At 59.7% G+C, this 15,088-nt stretch carries 17 protein-coding genes; 13 read left to right on the top strand and 4 right to left on the bottom strand.

Annotated features, from left to right (window positions below):
• Nucleotides 1-180: 180 nt before the first annotated feature.
• Nucleotides 181-1,209, bottom strand: coding sequence for a LacI family DNA-binding transcriptional regulator (locus J5286_RS09130; protein WP_209190047.1), 1,029 nt, complete (start codon nucleotides 1,207-1,209; stop codon nucleotides 181-183).
• Nucleotides 1,210-1,498: 289 nt separating this feature from the next.
• Between J5286_RS09130 and J5286_RS09125 the strand changes: the two genes are divergently transcribed.
• The 12 genes from J5286_RS09125 (at nucleotide 1,499) to folD (ending at nucleotide 12,054) form a co-directional block, all read left to right on the top strand.
• On the top strand, nucleotides 1,499-2,521 hold the full coding sequence (locus J5286_RS09125) for a sterol desaturase family protein (RefSeq protein ID WP_209190046.1): 1,023 nt from the start codon (nucleotides 1,499-1,501) through the stop codon (nucleotides 2,519-2,521).
• A 118-nt stretch (nucleotides 2,522-2,639) separates the two neighbouring features.
• The gene (locus J5286_RS09120) at nucleotides 2,640-3,596 is read left to right on the top strand and encodes a substrate-binding domain-containing protein (protein WP_209190300.1); all 957 of its coding nucleotides are present in this window, start codon (nucleotides 2,640-2,642) and stop codon (nucleotides 3,594-3,596) included.
• A gap of 114 nt (nucleotides 3,597-3,710) precedes the next feature.
• A complete protein-coding gene (locus tag J5286_RS09115; RefSeq protein WP_209190299.1) occupies nucleotides 3,711-4,736 on the top strand; it encodes an ABC transporter permease in 1,026 nt (341 codons plus the stop codon).
• An 8-nt stretch (nucleotides 4,737-4,744) separates the two neighbouring features.
• On the top strand, nucleotides 4,745-5,572 hold the full coding sequence (locus J5286_RS09110; RefSeq protein ID WP_209190045.1) for an ATP-binding cassette domain-containing protein: 828 nt from the start codon (nucleotides 4,745-4,747) through the stop codon (nucleotides 5,570-5,572).
• A 40-nt stretch (nucleotides 5,573-5,612) separates the two neighbouring features.
• A complete protein-coding gene (locus J5286_RS09105; RefSeq protein ID WP_112821241.1) occupies nucleotides 5,613-5,924 on the top strand; it encodes a MocE family 2Fe-2S type ferredoxin in 312 nt (103 codons plus the stop codon).
• A 1-nt stretch (nucleotide 5,925) separates the two neighbouring features.
• Entirely contained in the window at nucleotides 5,926-6,705 is a 780-nt protein-coding gene (locus J5286_RS09100) for a TIM barrel protein (RefSeq protein ID WP_209190044.1), read from the top strand.
• Nucleotides 6,706-6,709: 4 nt separating this feature from the next.
• Nucleotides 6,710-7,534 carry a 3-methyl-2-oxobutanoate hydroxymethyltransferase gene (locus J5286_RS09095; RefSeq protein ID WP_209190043.1) on the top strand — a complete coding sequence of 275 codons (825 nt, stop codon included), beginning with the start codon at nucleotides 6,710-6,712 and terminating at the stop codon, nucleotides 7,532-7,534.
• A 16-nt stretch (nucleotides 7,535-7,550) separates the two neighbouring features.
• Nucleotides 7,551-8,552 (top strand): inositol 2-dehydrogenase, encoded by a 1,002-nt coding sequence (gene iolG, locus J5286_RS09090; RefSeq protein WP_209190042.1) that lies wholly within the window; start codon nucleotides 7,551-7,553, stop codon nucleotides 8,550-8,552.
• Between the two features lie 84 nt (nucleotides 8,553-8,636).
• A complete protein-coding gene (locus J5286_RS31720) occupies nucleotides 8,637-8,954 on the top strand; it encodes a MurR/RpiR family transcriptional regulator (RefSeq protein WP_209190041.1) in 318 nt (105 codons plus the stop codon).
• Entirely contained in the window at nucleotides 8,951-10,177 is a 1,227-nt protein-coding gene (locus J5286_RS09080) for an NAD(P)/FAD-dependent oxidoreductase (RefSeq protein ID WP_209190040.1), read from the top strand. The genes J5286_RS31720 and J5286_RS09080 overlap by 4 nt, the downstream gene beginning before the upstream one ends.
• 77 nt (nucleotides 10,178-10,254) lie before the next feature.
• Entirely contained in the window at nucleotides 10,255-11,139 is an 885-nt protein-coding gene (gene purU / locus J5286_RS09075) for a formyltetrahydrofolate deformylase (protein WP_209190039.1), read from the top strand.
• 3 nt (nucleotides 11,140-11,142) lie between these two features.
• Entirely contained in the window at nucleotides 11,143-12,054 is a 912-nt protein-coding gene (gene folD / locus J5286_RS09070) for a bifunctional methylenetetrahydrofolate dehydrogenase/methenyltetrahydrofolate cyclohydrolase FolD (RefSeq protein ID WP_209190038.1), read from the top strand.
• 123 nt (nucleotides 12,055-12,177) lie between these two features.
• Here folD and J5286_RS09065 read toward each other — a convergent pair whose 3' ends face one another.
• Nucleotides 12,178-13,113, bottom strand: a complete 936-nt coding sequence (locus J5286_RS09065; protein WP_209190037.1) for a TIGR03571 family LLM class oxidoreductase — start codon at nucleotides 13,111-13,113, stop codon at nucleotides 12,178-12,180.
• Nucleotides 13,114-13,137: 24 nt separating this feature from the next.
• On the opposite strand from J5286_RS09065, the gene J5286_RS31500 reads away from it, so the two are divergent.
• Nucleotides 13,138-13,269 (top strand): hypothetical protein, encoded by a 132-nt coding sequence (locus tag J5286_RS31500; RefSeq protein WP_280638456.1) that lies wholly within the window; start codon nucleotides 13,138-13,140, stop codon nucleotides 13,267-13,269.
• Here J5286_RS31500 and J5286_RS09060 read toward each other — a convergent pair.
• Nucleotides 13,259-14,314, bottom strand: a complete 1,056-nt coding sequence (locus tag J5286_RS09060) for an SDR family oxidoreductase (protein WP_209190036.1) — start codon at nucleotides 14,312-14,314, stop codon at nucleotides 13,259-13,261. The genes J5286_RS31500 and J5286_RS09060 overlap by 11 nt on opposite strands.
• Nucleotides 14,315-14,524: 210 nt before the next feature.
• Nucleotides 14,525-15,022 (bottom strand): VOC family protein, encoded by a 498-nt coding sequence (locus J5286_RS09055; RefSeq protein WP_209190035.1) that lies wholly within the window; start codon nucleotides 15,020-15,022, stop codon nucleotides 14,525-14,527.
• Between the last annotated feature and the right edge of the window lie 66 nt (nucleotides 15,023-15,088).

The raw sequence follows: 15,088 nt of genomic DNA, 5'->3' as shown, positions 1-15,088 counted from the left end.
TGGGAAGCGAGAAACTGAAGAGGGCCCCATGACGCGACGACCGTTAATTTTGCAGCTATCCGTGTAACAGACTGAGAGCTGGCTCTGACGCACTTTTGCTGACGCTTAGCATGGCATGCTCTATCGGGCCATGCCGCTTGTGCACGGTAAGGTCGGTTGCTCTTCCACTCGGCCGGCTCGTCACACGTTTTCGCGCGTGTAGAGATTGAATGGGACGATCTTCGTATAGCTGGGATTCGCTTCCTTCGAAGCAACCGCGCTGATCATCCCGCTGATTGCCTCGCTGGCAAGCTGGGCAAGCGGATGCGAGATCGACAAGGTCAGTGCCCCGTCAAGCAAGGCTGAGCGCACATTATCCATCAGTTCGTATCCGACGACGACAAGCGTGCCAGCTCGGCCCGTCGTGCGCAGTGCTGCCAGCACGCCGCTTATCCCTCCACCAGCCACATAAAGCGCCGCGAGGTCGGCATGGTCACTCAACAGTCGTTCCGTCATCTCCTCGGCGACGGCGGAAGACTCGAACGTCGACAATGGTTCCAACAGGGTGAAATCACTACCGTGCTCGCGGAAATAGGAACGGAAGCCGGTCTCGTTCATCTCCTGGTTTCGGAACCGCGGATTGCCAACCAGGAGCGCGATTTTTCCCGGAGATTTACAGATATTGTGAACGGCCCAAGCGGCGGTCCGTCCGACTTTCCAGTGATCGAGGCCAATGTAGTGAATCTGCCCCGTGGCGGCGAGCTGTGAGATCAGCGCGAAGACGGGAATGCCGCGTGCCTGGATTTCCTCGATCGCTTTGGTGACGACGGGATGCACTGCGGTTGTAATGGAGATGGCGTCGCACTCGCTTGCAAGTGACAAGGCGCGCTCCGCAGTGTTCTGGGGAGACAGATCGTCCAGGTGTTCGACCCTGAGCTCGATGTCGAAGGCTTCTTGTGCTTGCGCCGCGTCCAGTAGGGCACGTGCGACGAGCTGGTAAAACGGGCGATGCGGTTGAAGAAGGATTACGCCAAAGCGGTATCGCGGCCGCGCTGCGTTGTTGCGCGCCGCAATCGCTCCCAGCCCGTAAAATCCGATTGCCTCAGCTGCCTCGCGTACCTTCGCGCGCGTCTTTGGGCTGACGCTGTCCGAACCGGCCAACACCCGGTTGGTGGTCGCGATCGAGACACCGGCCCTGGTAGCCACATCGCGAATTGTTGGTCTTCTCATCACCACTCCGTGATATGAAATGTATCATCTGCGCAAGCTTCTGAGATGAATGATACGAACGTGTCTCACGATAGAAATGCTCCTTGATTTAACCTGCGTCAAGTTGGCATTATTCGAGGCACAGGAAGGCGGGTGAACCCAACAAAGGTCGCTCGCTTTGGGAGGAATTGGTCTCGATATGTTTGGTTTGATCGCTTTGGGCGCTTGCCCGAAGACGGTGAAACTGTGCGCAGATGCCGGCCTCCCGCCATTATGAACATTGGACAAGCGGCGTCCGGGAGGCATGACGATGGATGATCTCAAATATGGTAAGCGCAACAAGCGCGGCGACTGGGCGCCGAACGGGCGAATCGAGATAGCGCCGTTCTGGTCGTGGCCACCGAAAGTTCCGTCCATCTTGAAATGGCTGCCGGAATATGTCTGGCCGTGGAATGCCTTTCACATGGCGACGGCGCTTATCTACTGGTTCTATGTCGTGCCGGACGTCGAAACCATGAAGACGCTGAGTTGGGGCTGGGCCTTGTGGCTCTATGCTGTGAATGCGGCGGCGATCTTCGTGTTCTACGGCTCCGTGGAGTTCTTCTTCTACGTCAAGCGCAAGCAAGGCAATCGGTTCAAGTACAACGCCAAATTTCCCGGTGAGCAGCCGTCCGATGTGTTTTGGTTTAAGAGCCAGAACATCGACAACTTTATGCGCTCTTTCTTCCTGTCGATCCCGCTCTGGACGGTAGTTGAGGTGGCCTTCCTCTGGGTGTTCGCCAATGGCTGGGTGCCGTGGCTCACCTGGGCCAACAACCCATACTATCTTGCGCTTCTCGTCGCTGTCGCACCGATGATTCACGAAGTGCACTTCTTCATCATCCACCGGCTGATCCATTGGGGACCGCTCTATCGCTGGATCCATTCGGTCCACCACAATTCGGTGAACCCGTCGCCCTGGTCATCGCTCTCCATGCATCCGGTCGAAGGCTTTCTCTACCACGCTGTGGCCTTGTGGCACCTTGTGATCCCCTCGAACCCAATCGTTGCCCTGTTCCAGCTTCACATTGCGGGCTTCGGCGCGGTCAACGGACACATCGGCTTCGACAAGCTTGAGGTCACCGAGGATACGCCGCTCGATACCCATGCCTATGCCCATTACCTGCACCATAAGTATTTCGAGGTGAACTACGGCGGCGACGGCCTGATCCCACTCGATAAGTGGTTTGGCACTTGGCACGACGGTACCAAGGAGGGCGACGTGCAGATGGAGGCTCGCTTCGAAAAAAAGAAGGCGCGCATGAATGCCAAGGCGGCCCGCGCCAGCTCATAAGCTTCGGACGATCTCAAGGTGCCCGCGAGGAGGCGGCCCCGAAGGACGCGCATCACAACTTTGAACCCGCCATCCGGCGGAAACTGGGGGAGGAAACCCGATGACACTGCTGAAAACCATGACCAAGGCCCTTGCGACCACGGTTGCCATCTGTCTCACCGCAGGCGCGGCGCTGGCGGCCAATATCGCCGTGGTCGGCGGCAAGACGGACGACGCTTTCTGGACCAAGATCAAGAAAGGTGTCGACGACAGCCGCTTCGTCATCGAGGCCAATGGCGGCAAGGTGACATACCTTCAACTCCAGACCTACGACAATCTCGGTCCCGACGCCGCCGGCTTGGTGCGCACCGCGATCAGCCAGGGCGTAACCGGGCTGGTCATCCCGAACTGGGTTCCTGAAGCCGAGGACGAGGCGATCAAGGCCGCAGCCAGCGCCGGCATCAAGGTCATCCTCATGAATGCCGGCTCGCTCGAAAAGGCGAAGGAACTCGGTGCGATCAACTACGTTGGTTCGGATGAATACATCGCCGGCGTTGCTGGTGGTGACTATTTCGGCAAGGGCGGCCAGAAAAATGTACTCTGCGTCAACACGTTGCCAGGGAGCGCCAACCAGGAAGCCCGCTGCAAGGGCGTGATTGACGGCATCACCAAGGCGGGTGGCACTGGCAAGCAGTTGCCGCTGCCGGCAACGAGCTTCGGCGATCCGACAGCGATTGCAGAAGCCGTCAAGGCGACACTGATGCAGGACGGCACGATTGACGGCGTCATCACGATCGGTGCCGGTGATGCGGACGCGGCGGCAAGCGGCATCCAGCAGGCCGGCAAGGTCGAGAGCGTCAAGCTTGGTTCGTTCGACTTCAATGAAGCGGCGCTCGACCGTATCAAGAACAAGGCGCAGTTCTTCGCCATCGATCAGCAGCCCTACCTGCAGTCGCTGTTGTCGGTCACGCTGCTTGCCTCTCACATCGATTTCGGCACGGACCTTCCGGTGAAGCCCGTCCTGACAGGGCCGGGCATCGTCGATGCCTCCAACATCGACTCTACGCTGCAGGGCGTATCGAAGGGCGCTCGCTAAGAACGCGCGCTCGCCGGCCGCTCCCTGATCCTCCCAGGGAGCGGCCTTACGACAACCCGCAAGGCGGGAAGGGGAACTATCATGAGTTTGAAAACAGCAAGCCAGCCGATCGCCATGGCTCAGACACCAAAATCAACACCTGCCACCAGCTTTTCCATTGGCAGCTTGTTTCGCAGACCCGAGGCTGGCGCCTTTCTCGGCCTCGTCGCCGTCTTCGTCTTTTTCCTCGTCTTCGGGAGCATGGACTTCCTGAAACCGGCGGGAGCCGCGAGTTGGCTGAACGTTGCGGCCAATCTAGGCATCGTCGCCTTTCCGATTGGGCTGCTGATGATCGCCGGCGAACTGGATATTTCCATCGGCTCGATGATCCCTGCTGGCTCGATGACGGTCGCGATCATCTCCGGCTATTATGGAATGCCCATTTGGCTCGGCATCGCCGCCTCGCTCGGCCTGGGTGTGCTGGTTGGTCTGATCAACGGCTACTTGGTTATTCGCACCAATGTGCCTTCGCTGATCGTCACCCTCGGAACGCTCTTTGCGGTAGCGGGCCTGGTTCTCGGCCTTTCCGTCCTTCTGACAGGCACAACCAGCGTCGCGCTGAAAGCGCCGGAGCTGGCGAAGTTCTTCTTTGGTCAATTCGTTGGCAACACGTTTCAGGTGGTCATTTTCTGGTGGCTGGCACTAACGGCGATTTACGTGTTCTTCATACACCTGTCCCCGTTCGGAAACTGGATCTTCGCTATGGGTGGCGACAGGATCAGCGCTCGCAATGCCGGCATTCCGACGACCAAGCTGACCATTGCGCTCTTCGTTCTATCCTCGACCAGCGCTGCTTTTGTCGGCATGTGCCAGGCGATCCTGTTCAACTCCGCCCAGGTCTCGGCCGGCATGTCCTTCATCTTCAACTCGATCATCTCGGTGGTCGTAGGCGGCGTGCTTCTGACCGGTGGCTTCGGCTCCATCATCGGCATCTTCTTCGGCACCATCACCTTCGCCGTCGTCAACCAGGGCATCTACTTTACGTCCTTCGACCGCAACTGGTCGAGCCTGATCATCGGCGTGATGTTGCTTCTGGCGGTGCTGATGAACAACACCTTCCGCAGCATGGCGCTGTCCTATTCGCCGAAGAAGAAGAAGTGAGGTCGGTCATGTCTAAGCCCATCCTGACACTTAGAAATATCTGCAAGTCCTTTGGCCCGATCGATGTCCTTAACGACATCTCCCTGGATATCTGTCCCGGCGAAGTGCTCTGCCTGCTCGGCGATAACGGCGCCGGCAAATCGACCCTGATCAAAACGCTGTCCGGCGTCTACCGTCCGAACTCTGGCACTATGGAAATGGATGGCAAGCCTATCGAGTTCAGCGGTCCGCGTGATGCGAGTGGCCGAGGCATCGCAACGGTTCATCAGTTCGGCGGGACCTTTCCGCTGATGTCGATCGGCCGCAGCTTCTTTGTCGGCGTCGAGCCGACCAAGGGCTGGGGGCCGTTCAAGGTGTTCGACCGCAAGAAGGCCAACGATATCGCCGTCAAGGCCATCCGGGATTTTGGCATCACCCGTATCGATGACGGTGATCGGCTGGTCGGCGGCCTGTCGGGAGGAGAGCGGCAGTCGCTCGCGATTGCCCGTGCCGTCCACTTCGGCGCCAAGGTGCTGATCCTCGACGAGCCGACGGCAGCGCTCGGCGTAAAGCAGGCGACCCATGTGCTCCGGATCGTCAACGAGGCGAAGCGCCGGGGGCTGGCGGTTGTCTTCATCACCCACCAGGTGATGCATGCCATGGCCGTGGGAGATCACTTCGCGGTGCTGATCCGTGGCGCGATCGCGGCGGATTTCCGCAAGGGCGAAAAGACCCGCGAGGAGATCACCGACCTGATGGCTGGCGGCGAGACCATGGCCGAACTTGAGGCCCAGATCGACGGCTACCGGACCGCGCATGACGGCCATTCGCCGCAGCTTTCCAGCGCGGCCGGGTGATGTCGAATGTTCATGAACTGCAATACCGAAGGATGAGATGATGGGGACCTGGACCCGCGCCTGTGCAACCGACGACGTCGAGCTCGAAGAGCAGATCCGTTTCGATCAGGGAGGACGCACCTTTCTGGTGATCCGCAGCCCCGAGGACGAGTTCTTCTGCATCGACGGAATCTGCACCCACGAGCATGTCCATCTTGCCGACGGACTGGTGATGGACGGCACCATCGAGTGCCCGAAACACAGCGCGCATTTCGACTACAAGACAGGCGAGGCGAAACGCGCACCCGCCTGCATCAACCTGAAAACTTGGCCTGTGAAGGTCGAGAATGGCGATGTTTTCATAGAGATCTGACATGACACAATTTGCATTGGCAGCCTGCGCTGAAATGATCTGGCGGGATCGCCCCATCGAGTGGCGCGCATCCGTTCTGAAGGAAATGGGCTTCGGCGTCGGCCTCTGGAACTGGCCGGAGCATGACCTCGCCAAGCTCGAGGCGACCGGCGCGTCCTTCACTATCATGAATGGCTACCTCACAGGGCGCCTGACTGATGATGAGGGGGCCGAGGAGCTTCTCCGCAGCGCGCGCGAAACGGCGCAGGTCGGCAAGCGGCTTGGCGTTCAACGCCTCAACCTCCACGGAACTGGTCTGGGCGAGGGCGGTCTGCCTGTTCAGCCGATCGAGGTGGTTACCGGCGCCATGTGGCTGAAGGCGAGCGACACCTTGCGTCGTATCGCCGATATGGCCGAAGAGGAGAACGTGATCTTCACGCTCGAGAACCTCAATCTGCCTGTTGATCATCCGGGTGTCCCGTTCGGTCGAGCCGAGGATACGCTGGCGCTTGTCTCCAGCATCGACCACCCACACCTGCGGCTCAATCTCGACCTCTATCACGCGCAGATCGGCGAGGGGAATCTCATTGAACTTTGCCGCAAATCCTTGCCGTGGATCGGCGAGATTCAGGTCGCCGACGTTCCTGGCCGCTGTGAGCCGGGAACGGGCGAGGTAAACTGGCACGGCATCGCCAAGGCGCTCAAGGCCATGGGTTATAACGGCCCCGTCGGCATGGAAGCCTTTGCTTCCGGTGATCCGGAAGCCGCACTCACTGCCTTCCGCAACGCATTCACGGTGTAGTCCAATGGTTCACAAGAATACCCGACCGACGGTCGCCGACATTCGCGCCATGAAGGCCCGCGGCGAAAAGATCTCAATGCTATACGTGACAACGCTTGAGGAGGCCGCAGCTGCCGATGCGGCGGGCATTCACATGTTGTCGATCGAGGGCCGTTTCTTCTCGCCGGAGATGCGCGAGGCCGCCGGGCGCTGCTTCGTCCAGGTCGGCCTTCCTTACGGCGGATGGGGCAAATTCGAAGGACGTCCGCTGGCGACCGCCGAGGACTATCTGCGCGCCGCCTTTCATTTCTCCGCGATGGGCGGGGACTGCTTCTATTGCGCGGCCTCGCTCGATATCCAGAAGGTGCTTTGCGACAACCATGTTCCCATTGTCGCGCATGTCGGCTTGATCCCGTCCTACATCACTTGGACAGGTTTCCGTGCCGTCGGCAAGACGGCGAGGGAGGCGGTCGACGTGTTCCGCCACGTCAAGCAGCTTGAATCGATCGGATGTTTCGGCGCTGAGCTGGAAGTGGTGCCGGATCGTGTCGGCGAACTGATCTCCAAGAACACCTCGATGATCATGCTCGGCATGGGCGCGGGACCTGGTGCAGACGCGCAGTATCTCTTCGCTGAAGACGTGCTTGGCCATACAGACGGCCATCGCCCCCGCCATGCAAAAACCTATCGAAACTTCGCCGCCGAATTCGAGCGGCTGCAGAAGGAACGCGTGTCCGCATTCCGGGAGTTCATCGCCGACGTGAATAGCGGTGCCTATCCGCAGCCCCAGCACAATGTCGCGATTGGCGACAAAGAATTCGACGCCTTCAAGACCGAACTCGGTCTCTAACGAAAAGGAATATCCTATGCTTAAAGTTGGTCTTCTTGGCGCCGGCCGTATCGCAGGCGTTCATGCCACTGCTATATCTGGTGATCCAGGCAGCACGCTCGCCGCCGTCTCCGATATCAACACGTCCGCTGCGGAGAAGATCGCGGCCCAGTATGGCGCCGAAGTGCGCAGCACGGACGCAATCCTGGGCGATAGCACGATCGACGCCGTCCTGATCGCCACCTCGACCGACACCCATTCCGATCTCATCGAGAGAGCAACAGCGGCGGGCAAGGCGGTGTTGTGCGAAAAGCCTGTCGATCTCAGCCTCGAGCGCGCGCGGGCTTGCCAAAAGGTCGTCGCAAAAGCGGGCCGCCCCGTGATGATCGGCTTCAACCGTCGCTTCGACCCGAATTTCGCCGCGTTGAAGAAGGCTGTCGAGGCTGGCGAGATCGGTAAGCCCGAACTGCTGTCGATCACCTCCTTCGATCCTGCACCCCCGCCTGTTTCGTACATTAAAGTCTCGGGAGGCCTTTTCCGCGACATGATGATCCACGATTTCGACATGGCGAACTTTATTATGGGTTCGGCACCGGCAACAGTGACGGCGATCGGTTCTTCGATTGTCGACCCTGAGATTGGCGGCGCCGGTGATGTCGACACCGCTGTCGTGACGCTGACCTATGCCGATGGCCGCATTGCCGTCATCAAGAACAGCCGGCGCGCAGTCTACGGCTACGACCAGCGGCTGGAGCTTCTCGGTTCCGAGGGGCTTCTCCAAGCCCAGAACATGCTCGAAAACACCGTGGTAAAATCGACGACACAGGGCGTGACCGGCGCCAAGCCGACCTATTTCTTCCTTGAACGCTACATGCCAGCATACGCAGCAGAGTGGGCAGCCTTCGTGGAGGCGGTCGTGGCTGGCAAGTCCCTGCCGGTGACGTTGGACGATGGTGTTGCCGCGCTTGCGATGGCCGAAGCGGCGACCCTGTCTGTGAAGTCCGGCAACCCCGTATCTCTCGCGAGTGTGATTGGTTGAATTCCGCCGGACGACCAGGTTCCACGCGGCGAATTGACCGCGTGGTACTCTCTGGCGTCGCTGACCTATTAAGGACTTCAAGAAATGCTCTCACCTGCAGCCCAGAATTGCCACCCAAGCGTAAGCGATCTCAAACAGCTGATTGCGTCGCGGAGCATCACATATCCAATGTCAGCGCAGGGGGCGATGAGGCTCTTGCTCGATCACCCTGAGATTGTCGCATTCGGCACGTTGCAGTCCGTCGCCCAAAGGTGCGGTGTTTCTGGCACAACGGTCACCCGCCTTGCGTCCCGCAGCGGCTATTCTGGCTTCAAGGAAATGCAAGCCGCGTTCCGCCAGCATCTGGTTTCACTCGCCGGAACGCGTGATCCGCTTGCCGACAACCGGAGATCCGTTCAATGAACTCCATAGTTATCGTCGGCGCGGGAGAATGCGGCGGCCGTGCTGCGCTGAGTTTGCGCGAACGCGGTTACACGGGCGCAGTCACGCTGATCGGCGCCGAGGATCACCCCCCCTATGAGCGGCCGCCTTTGTCCAAGGACGGCATCGTCGGCAATGTGGATCCGCGCTTCGTCGCTGGTCTTGGCGATTATACCGCGAAGCAGATTGACCTGCGGCTCAGCGCATCCGTCACTCGTCTCGATCGTGCGAGCAGGGTGGTCGAACTCGACGATGGGACGCTTGTACCCTACACGAAACTGCTTTTGGCAACCGGCGCCCGCGCACGAAGTCTGCCGGGCAGTGAGGTCAACAGCCCGCGCATCCTGTCGCTGCGCACGCACGCCGATGCTCTCCGTATCCGGCAGCATCTGACGCCCGGCAGTCGCCTCGCCATCCTTGGTGGAGGGTTCATTGGCCTGGAACTGGCGGCAAGCGCCCGACGCCTCGGCGCCACCGTCGTTCTGCTGGAAGGGTTGCCGCGCATCCTCTCACGCGGAGTTCCCGCCGAGATCGCCGCGGCTGTAGCGGCGCGGCATTCCGCCGAGGGCGTCGAGATCATCTGCAGTGCTCGAGTTGAGACGTTGCGTGCCACGGATGAAGACATTCGTTTGACACTCTCCGACGGCGGTGTGATCGAGGCGGATCTGTTTGTCGTCGGTATCGGGTCGCTCCCGAATGTTGAACTTGCGGCCGAAGCAGGCTTAGCGATCGACAATGGCATTGCCGTCGATCGGCATTTGCAGACGAGCGACCAGGATATTTGGGCTGCCGGAGATTGCTGTTCGTTCCCGCTTGCGCACTACGGCGACCGACGCGTTCGTCTCGAGTCCTGGCGCAGCGCGCAGGAGCATGCATTGATCGCCGCCGCCAATCTTCTAGGCGCAAGCGACACCATCACCGCGGTGCCGTGGTTCTGGTCCGATCAGTTCGATCTCACGCTCCAGGTCGCGGGCCTCTCAACGGGCAGTACGCGAGCCGTTCGGCGTGACCTCGGCAACGGAGCCTTCATCATTTTCGAAATGGATGATGCGGGCCTGCTGCTGGCGGCCAGCGGCATCGGCCCAGGCAATGCTGTCGCGCGCGACATCCGCCTTGCCGAGATGCTCATTGCTTCAGGCAGATCAATCGACGCCCAGGCGTTGGCGTCACCCGACGTCAGGCTCAAGGCGCTGCTCGCCGCCTGAGCCTTGGTTCATGCATCACGTGCCTGGGCTTCAATGCCCACACCACTCCTTTGATATCCTGTTCACGAGATCCATCGATGAAAAGTCACGTCCTGACCGTTTCCTGCCAATCGACCCGCGGCATCGTCGCCGCCATCACCGGCTACCTCGCCGACAAGGGCTGCTACATATCCGACTCTTCACAGTTCGACGACCAGGAGACCAGTCTTTTCTTTATGCGTCTGACCTTCCTTTCTCAGGAAGGTGTGTCGGAAGAGGAGATCAAGTCCGGTTTCGCACCTGTCGCCAAGGCCTTTGCCATGACCTATCGGTTCAACGACAGCGATGAGCGCATGAGGGTTCTGCTCATGGTCTCGCGCTTTGGGCACTGTCTGAATGATCTTCTCTATCGTTGGAAGATCGGCGCGCTGCCGATCGATATCGTTGGTGTCGTCTCCAACCATTTCGATTACCAAAAGGTGATCGTCAATCACGATATCCCGTTTCACCACATCAAGGTGACCAAGGAGAACAAGCCGGAGGCCGAAGCACGGCTGATGGAAATCGTCACATCATCGGGCGCCGAGCTGATCGTCCTCGCCCGCTACATGCAGGTTCTATCCGATGCCGTCTGCAAGAAGATGTCTGGCCGCATCATCAACATCCATCACTCGTTCCTGCCGAGCTTCAAGGGTGCCAATCCCTACAAGCAGGCCTTTGAGCGCGGGGTGAAGCTGATCGGCGCGACGGCGCACTATGTCACCGCCGACCTCGACGAGGGGCCGATCATCGAGCAGGACGTAGCCCGCATTACGCATGCGCAATCAGCCGACGACTACGTCTCGATTGGCCGTGACGTGGAGAGCCAGGTGCTTGCCCGCGCGGTGCATGCGCATATCCATCACCGTGTCTTCATGAACGGCAACAAGACCATCGTATTCCCGCCGAGCCCGGGTTCATACAAGTCCGAGCGAATGGGCTGATCGATGACCGCCAAGATTATCGATGGGAAGCAGGTCGCCGCGTCAGTGATCGAGGCTGTCAAGTCCGCGTCGTTGAAGGTGGGCGAGCATGCGGGCCTCAAGCCTGGACTTGCCGTCGTCATCGTCGGAGATGATCCAGCCAGCCATGCCTATGTGGCCGCGAAGAGCCGCATGGCGAAAGAATGCGGTTTCAGGTCCGTCCAGCACACATTGGCTGAGGCGACCACGCAGGAAGAGCTCGCAGCCCTCGTTGATACACTCAATGCCGACGCCGCAATCCACGGCATTCTCGTCCAACTGCCGCTTCCCAAGCACTTGGCTTCCGATCCAATCATCCAAATGATCAAGCCCGAAAAGGATGTCGACGGCCTGCATGTCGTCAATGCGGGCAAGGTGACGACGGGCGATCTCGAAGGCGGCCTCGTCTCATGCACGCCTGCTGGCGCCATGGTTCTCGTGCGCCTGGTACACGGTGAAGACCTCTCGGGGCTCAATGCCGTCGTGCTCGGCCGTTCGAACCTCTTCGGCAAGCCGATGTCGGCCTTACTCCTTGCAGCCAATGCGACAGTGACGACAGCGCATTCGCGGACAAAGGACCTCCCTGCAATCTGCCGCGAGGCTGATATCCTCGTAGCTGCCGTCGGCCGGTCGGAAATGGTGAAGGCCGATTGGATCAAACCCGGCGCTACAGTCATAGACGTCGGCATCAATCGTATCGCAGCGCCCGAAAAGGGCGAAGGCAGGTCACGGCTCGTCGGCGACGTTGCATTTGCCGAAGTCGGCGAGGTGGCGGGAGCGGTCACACCGGTCCCCGGTGGGGTTGGCCCGATGACCATAGCGATGCTGATGGCAAACACCGTCATCGCGGCGTATCGCAGCGCCGACATGCTGCCGCCCAGATTAGGCGCGCTGTAAGATTTTCCGGCGAACCAACTGGGACGCCGAACAACGAAAGCAGTTCGGCGGCATTGCTGGCGGGACGCTCGGGTTACGGCGCATGATAGGGAAAGGGCGCTCCGCCGCGCCTATTCCGTTGCTTCAGGCAAATGATGGCAGTACGTCGTGTGCCAGCGCCTCTAGCTGTGAAGACGGATCATCCCCATTCGGCAAGAGGTTCAGCATGAGGTGGTGAACGCCGTTTGCCCGTAGCGCCTCAATGACTTCAGGCAGTTGGCGGCTGCCGACCCGGTATCCCAGATCGATCGGTTCGGCGGGCATGAAAGGTTTTTCAGTTAGCTCGATTCGGATAGCGACGCTGAAGCTCCGAAACGCACCGTCGGCGGAATTGGAAACCGCCTGGCGCCATAGCGCGTGTCGATCTCGCTGGACTTCTGGTGGGCGATGGTAGGTTGCCCATCCTGACGCATTGCGTGCAATCCAGTTGAGGCTTTGTCCTGCAGATCCTATCGCGATCATCGGAATATCTGAGAACGGTGGCGGCCGCATCTCGAATCCGGGATGGCCAGAGATGCTGTCAGTTTGGATTTGCAGCGGCCGCTCGATCGCGCTGGAAAGTACTTGCCAGTTGTCGCGGAACAGATCGCGCCTGTCTTCCGAGTCCTTGCCGAAAGCGACGAATTCCTCGCGGCGATCTCCGGAGCCGAGGCCGAGCACGAAGCGGCCCCCAGAGAGATGGTCCAGTGAGATTGCGGCCTTCGCCACATGCAGCGGATGGCGAAGCGTCAGCACGGTAGCTGCGGTGCCGATGCTGATCCTGCTCGTCGCGGCGGCAATGGCGCCCAGCATCACGAAGGGATCGGGATGGCCGAAGTTCTCTGGATACCATGGACCGTTGAGCGGAACATCGCGCACCCAGACTGCGGCAAATCCCAGGGAGTCGGCCAGTCGCGCGGCTTCTAACTGCTGTTGGAAGTCAATGTCAGGCGAGTTCGTTTCGCGCGCGGGGAGCACCAGGCCGATCGAGATCCGATCCTGTTGGAAGATTGATGAATACCCGTTGGGCTGGTCAGGCATCGGGCTTCCTTTCGGACGGCGGCGTTGGACGGTGAACGCATTGATATGGCCGTCTTAACGAAGGCGCCGGACGATGTCGATCTCGCCCGGCGCTGGTTGTTCCGCGGCGTCAGCTCTACACCGCAGCCCGATCAATCCCAGCTGATTATGGAATGATCTTCAGTTCGCGAAGCGACGCGAAGAAGGATGCGAACATCTCCTCGCTGTCGATGCAGCCATGGAATCCAGCCTTGCGCGCCTTGATTGTGCTTGAGACGTTGTCGAAGCCGCTTGCGAAGATGAAGTCCGCGAAACGCCATGAGACCAGTTGCTCGTAAGAGATGTTCTGCAGGCCGTATTTGGCGACGATCGAGTCCCAGAGCTCGGTCTTGTCGGTCATGTACTCGGCGAGCGGCATCGGAACCGGATCGGCGACTTCCATGTCGAACATGCGAGCGATACGCGGCCACATGTGCTGCCAGCGGAATTGGTCGCCGTTTGTGATGTTGAAGATATCGTCCCGCGCTCCGGGCGTCAGACCTGCCCAGACCGTGGCGTCGGCAAGGAGATCTGCGGAGCTCACCTGGTACATCGCGGTATAGGCTGCCTGGGTGCCTGGGAAGCGAAGCGGAATTCCCAACTCCTTGGAGATGGTGGCATAGACGGCGATAGCGACGCCCAGGTTCATCGGGTTGCCGTTCGCGTAACCGATAATCGCTTCCGGCCGAAGCGATGTCCAATGCCAGGACTTGCCGACCTGCGCGCGGCGGAGGAAGTCTTCCTGGTCATAATAGAAGTTCGGAGACATCAGGCGAGGATCGTCTTCGCGGGCAGGGGTCTTGAACGGGCCAAGATCGGAGCCGTAGGCCTTGCCGCCTTGGTAGAAGGCAACGTGCTTCAGGGAGGGCGAAGCCGCTTCAACCACCTCAACCAGGTTCTGGACGAGAGCGACGTTGACCTTCGAACGTTCCGATGCCGTCGACTTCTCGACATAGGCGGCGAAGACGACGTGGGTTACATCCTTGAGGCCACCCAGCTTCTTTTCGACATCTGCTCTGTCCAGCAGGTCGACAGTGATCCCTTCGACCCCTGCAGGCAGTTCCGCGCTGCGGCGTGAGAGACCGTAGACCTTGGTATCAGGGGTGTTTGCCCACGCAATCGCGGATGCTTTCCCTGAAACGCCGTGCACGCCGGCAACGACTACAACGTTCTTGGCTGTCACGTGATGCTCCTTCTTTGAAAACTCTTTGCAGACACTTTGCCTGCGACCGACGTCGCTATTCGAAGGCCAAAGATGCTCGATGCGGAATTTAGGTCGCTGCAGAGCTCAACACAATCTCGACTGGAGGTCAGAGACTCTTTCGTTTTTAGCAAGAGTGCGAGCGGCGCCAGGCAGGCGTTGACATCGGGCGCCGCAAGCGCGACCGGATGGTCAGTTTCCGCGGTTCGCGCAGAACTGGGCGTAGGGCGCTTCGTAAAACTCGATGATAGTGCCCCAAGGGTCCTGGCAGTAAACCAGTCTCATCTGCTCCTCGTCGAAGAGCTTCCACGTCTTGGACAATACCTTTCCACCATTGCTCTGAATCCTTTCAGCAGTCGCGTCGATGTCGGCTGTCGTCAGGCAGAAATGGAAGATGCCCGAGCGGGCGTAGTCAAAGGTGTTCTCGGGCACATAGGTTTTGGGCTCGTGAAACTCGAACATCTCGATGCCTACGCCACATCCCGTGGTCAGATGCGCGATACGCACCTTTTTGAAGCGGTCGCCGAAGATGTCCTTAACGACATTGCCGTAAAGCGTGCCGTCGTCCGTTGCCTCGGCTGGCTCCGACAGAACGTAGCATTCGAGGACGTCGCGATACCAAGGGAACGCGGCGTCCAGATCCGGAAAATTGATGCCAATGTGGTTCATGGCGAAAAGGTTCTTCTTCATGGACTGCTCACCATTGATCTGTCGGTTGCAACCACGGGCCAAAGCGTTGCTCTCGCCCGTGGCCTT

The sequence above is a fragment of the Rhizobium sp. 16-488-2b genome (genome assembly GCF_017741815.1).
Classification (GTDB): Bacteria; Pseudomonadota; Alphaproteobacteria; order Rhizobiales; family Rhizobiaceae; genus Rhizobium.
The sequence above is the reverse complement of the archived record's forward strand: the minus strand, read 5'-3'. Positions and strand labels throughout refer to the sequence as shown.

Excerpts from the sequence above, each read along its gene's own strand:
- J5286_RS09130 (WP_209190047.1), bottom strand. The coding sequence starts at position 1,209 with ATGAGAAGACCAACAATTCGCGATGTGGCTACCAGGGCCGGTGTCTCG.
- J5286_RS09125 (WP_209190046.1), top strand. The coding sequence starts at position 1,499 with ATGGATGATCTCAAATATGGTAAGCGCAACAAGCGCGGCGACTGGGCG.
- J5286_RS09120 (WP_209190300.1), top strand. The coding sequence starts at position 2,640 with ATGACCAAGGCCCTTGCGACCACGGTTGCCATCTGTCTCACCGCAGGC.
- J5286_RS09115 (WP_209190299.1), top strand. The coding sequence starts at position 3,711 with ATGGCTCAGACACCAAAATCAACACCTGCCACCAGCTTTTCCATTGGC.
- J5286_RS09110 (WP_209190045.1), top strand. The coding sequence starts at position 4,745 with ATGTCTAAGCCCATCCTGACACTTAGAAATATCTGCAAGTCCTTTGGC.
- J5286_RS09105 (WP_112821241.1), top strand. The coding sequence starts at position 5,613 with ATGGGGACCTGGACCCGCGCCTGTGCAACCGACGACGTCGAGCTCGAA.
- J5286_RS09100 (WP_209190044.1), top strand. The coding sequence starts at position 5,926 with ATGACACAATTTGCATTGGCAGCCTGCGCTGAAATGATCTGGCGGGAT.
- J5286_RS09095 (WP_209190043.1), top strand. The coding sequence starts at position 6,710 with ATGGTTCACAAGAATACCCGACCGACGGTCGCCGACATTCGCGCCATG.
- iolG (WP_209190042.1), top strand. The coding sequence starts at position 7,551 with ATGCTTAAAGTTGGTCTTCTTGGCGCCGGCCGTATCGCAGGCGTTCAT.
- J5286_RS31720 (WP_209190041.1), top strand. The coding sequence starts at position 8,637 with ATGCTCTCACCTGCAGCCCAGAATTGCCACCCAAGCGTAAGCGATCTC.
- J5286_RS09080 (WP_209190040.1), top strand. The coding sequence starts at position 8,951 with ATGAACTCCATAGTTATCGTCGGCGCGGGAGAATGCGGCGGCCGTGCT.
- purU (WP_209190039.1), top strand. The coding sequence starts at position 10,255 with ATGAAAAGTCACGTCCTGACCGTTTCCTGCCAATCGACCCGCGGCATC.
- folD (WP_209190038.1), top strand. The coding sequence starts at position 11,143 with ATGACCGCCAAGATTATCGATGGGAAGCAGGTCGCCGCGTCAGTGATC.
- J5286_RS09065 (WP_209190037.1), bottom strand. The coding sequence starts at position 13,113 with ATGCCTGACCAGCCCAACGGGTATTCATCAATCTTCCAACAGGATCGG.
- J5286_RS09055 (WP_209190035.1), bottom strand. The coding sequence starts at position 15,022 with ATGAAGAAGAACCTTTTCGCCATGAACCACATTGGCATCAATTTTCCG.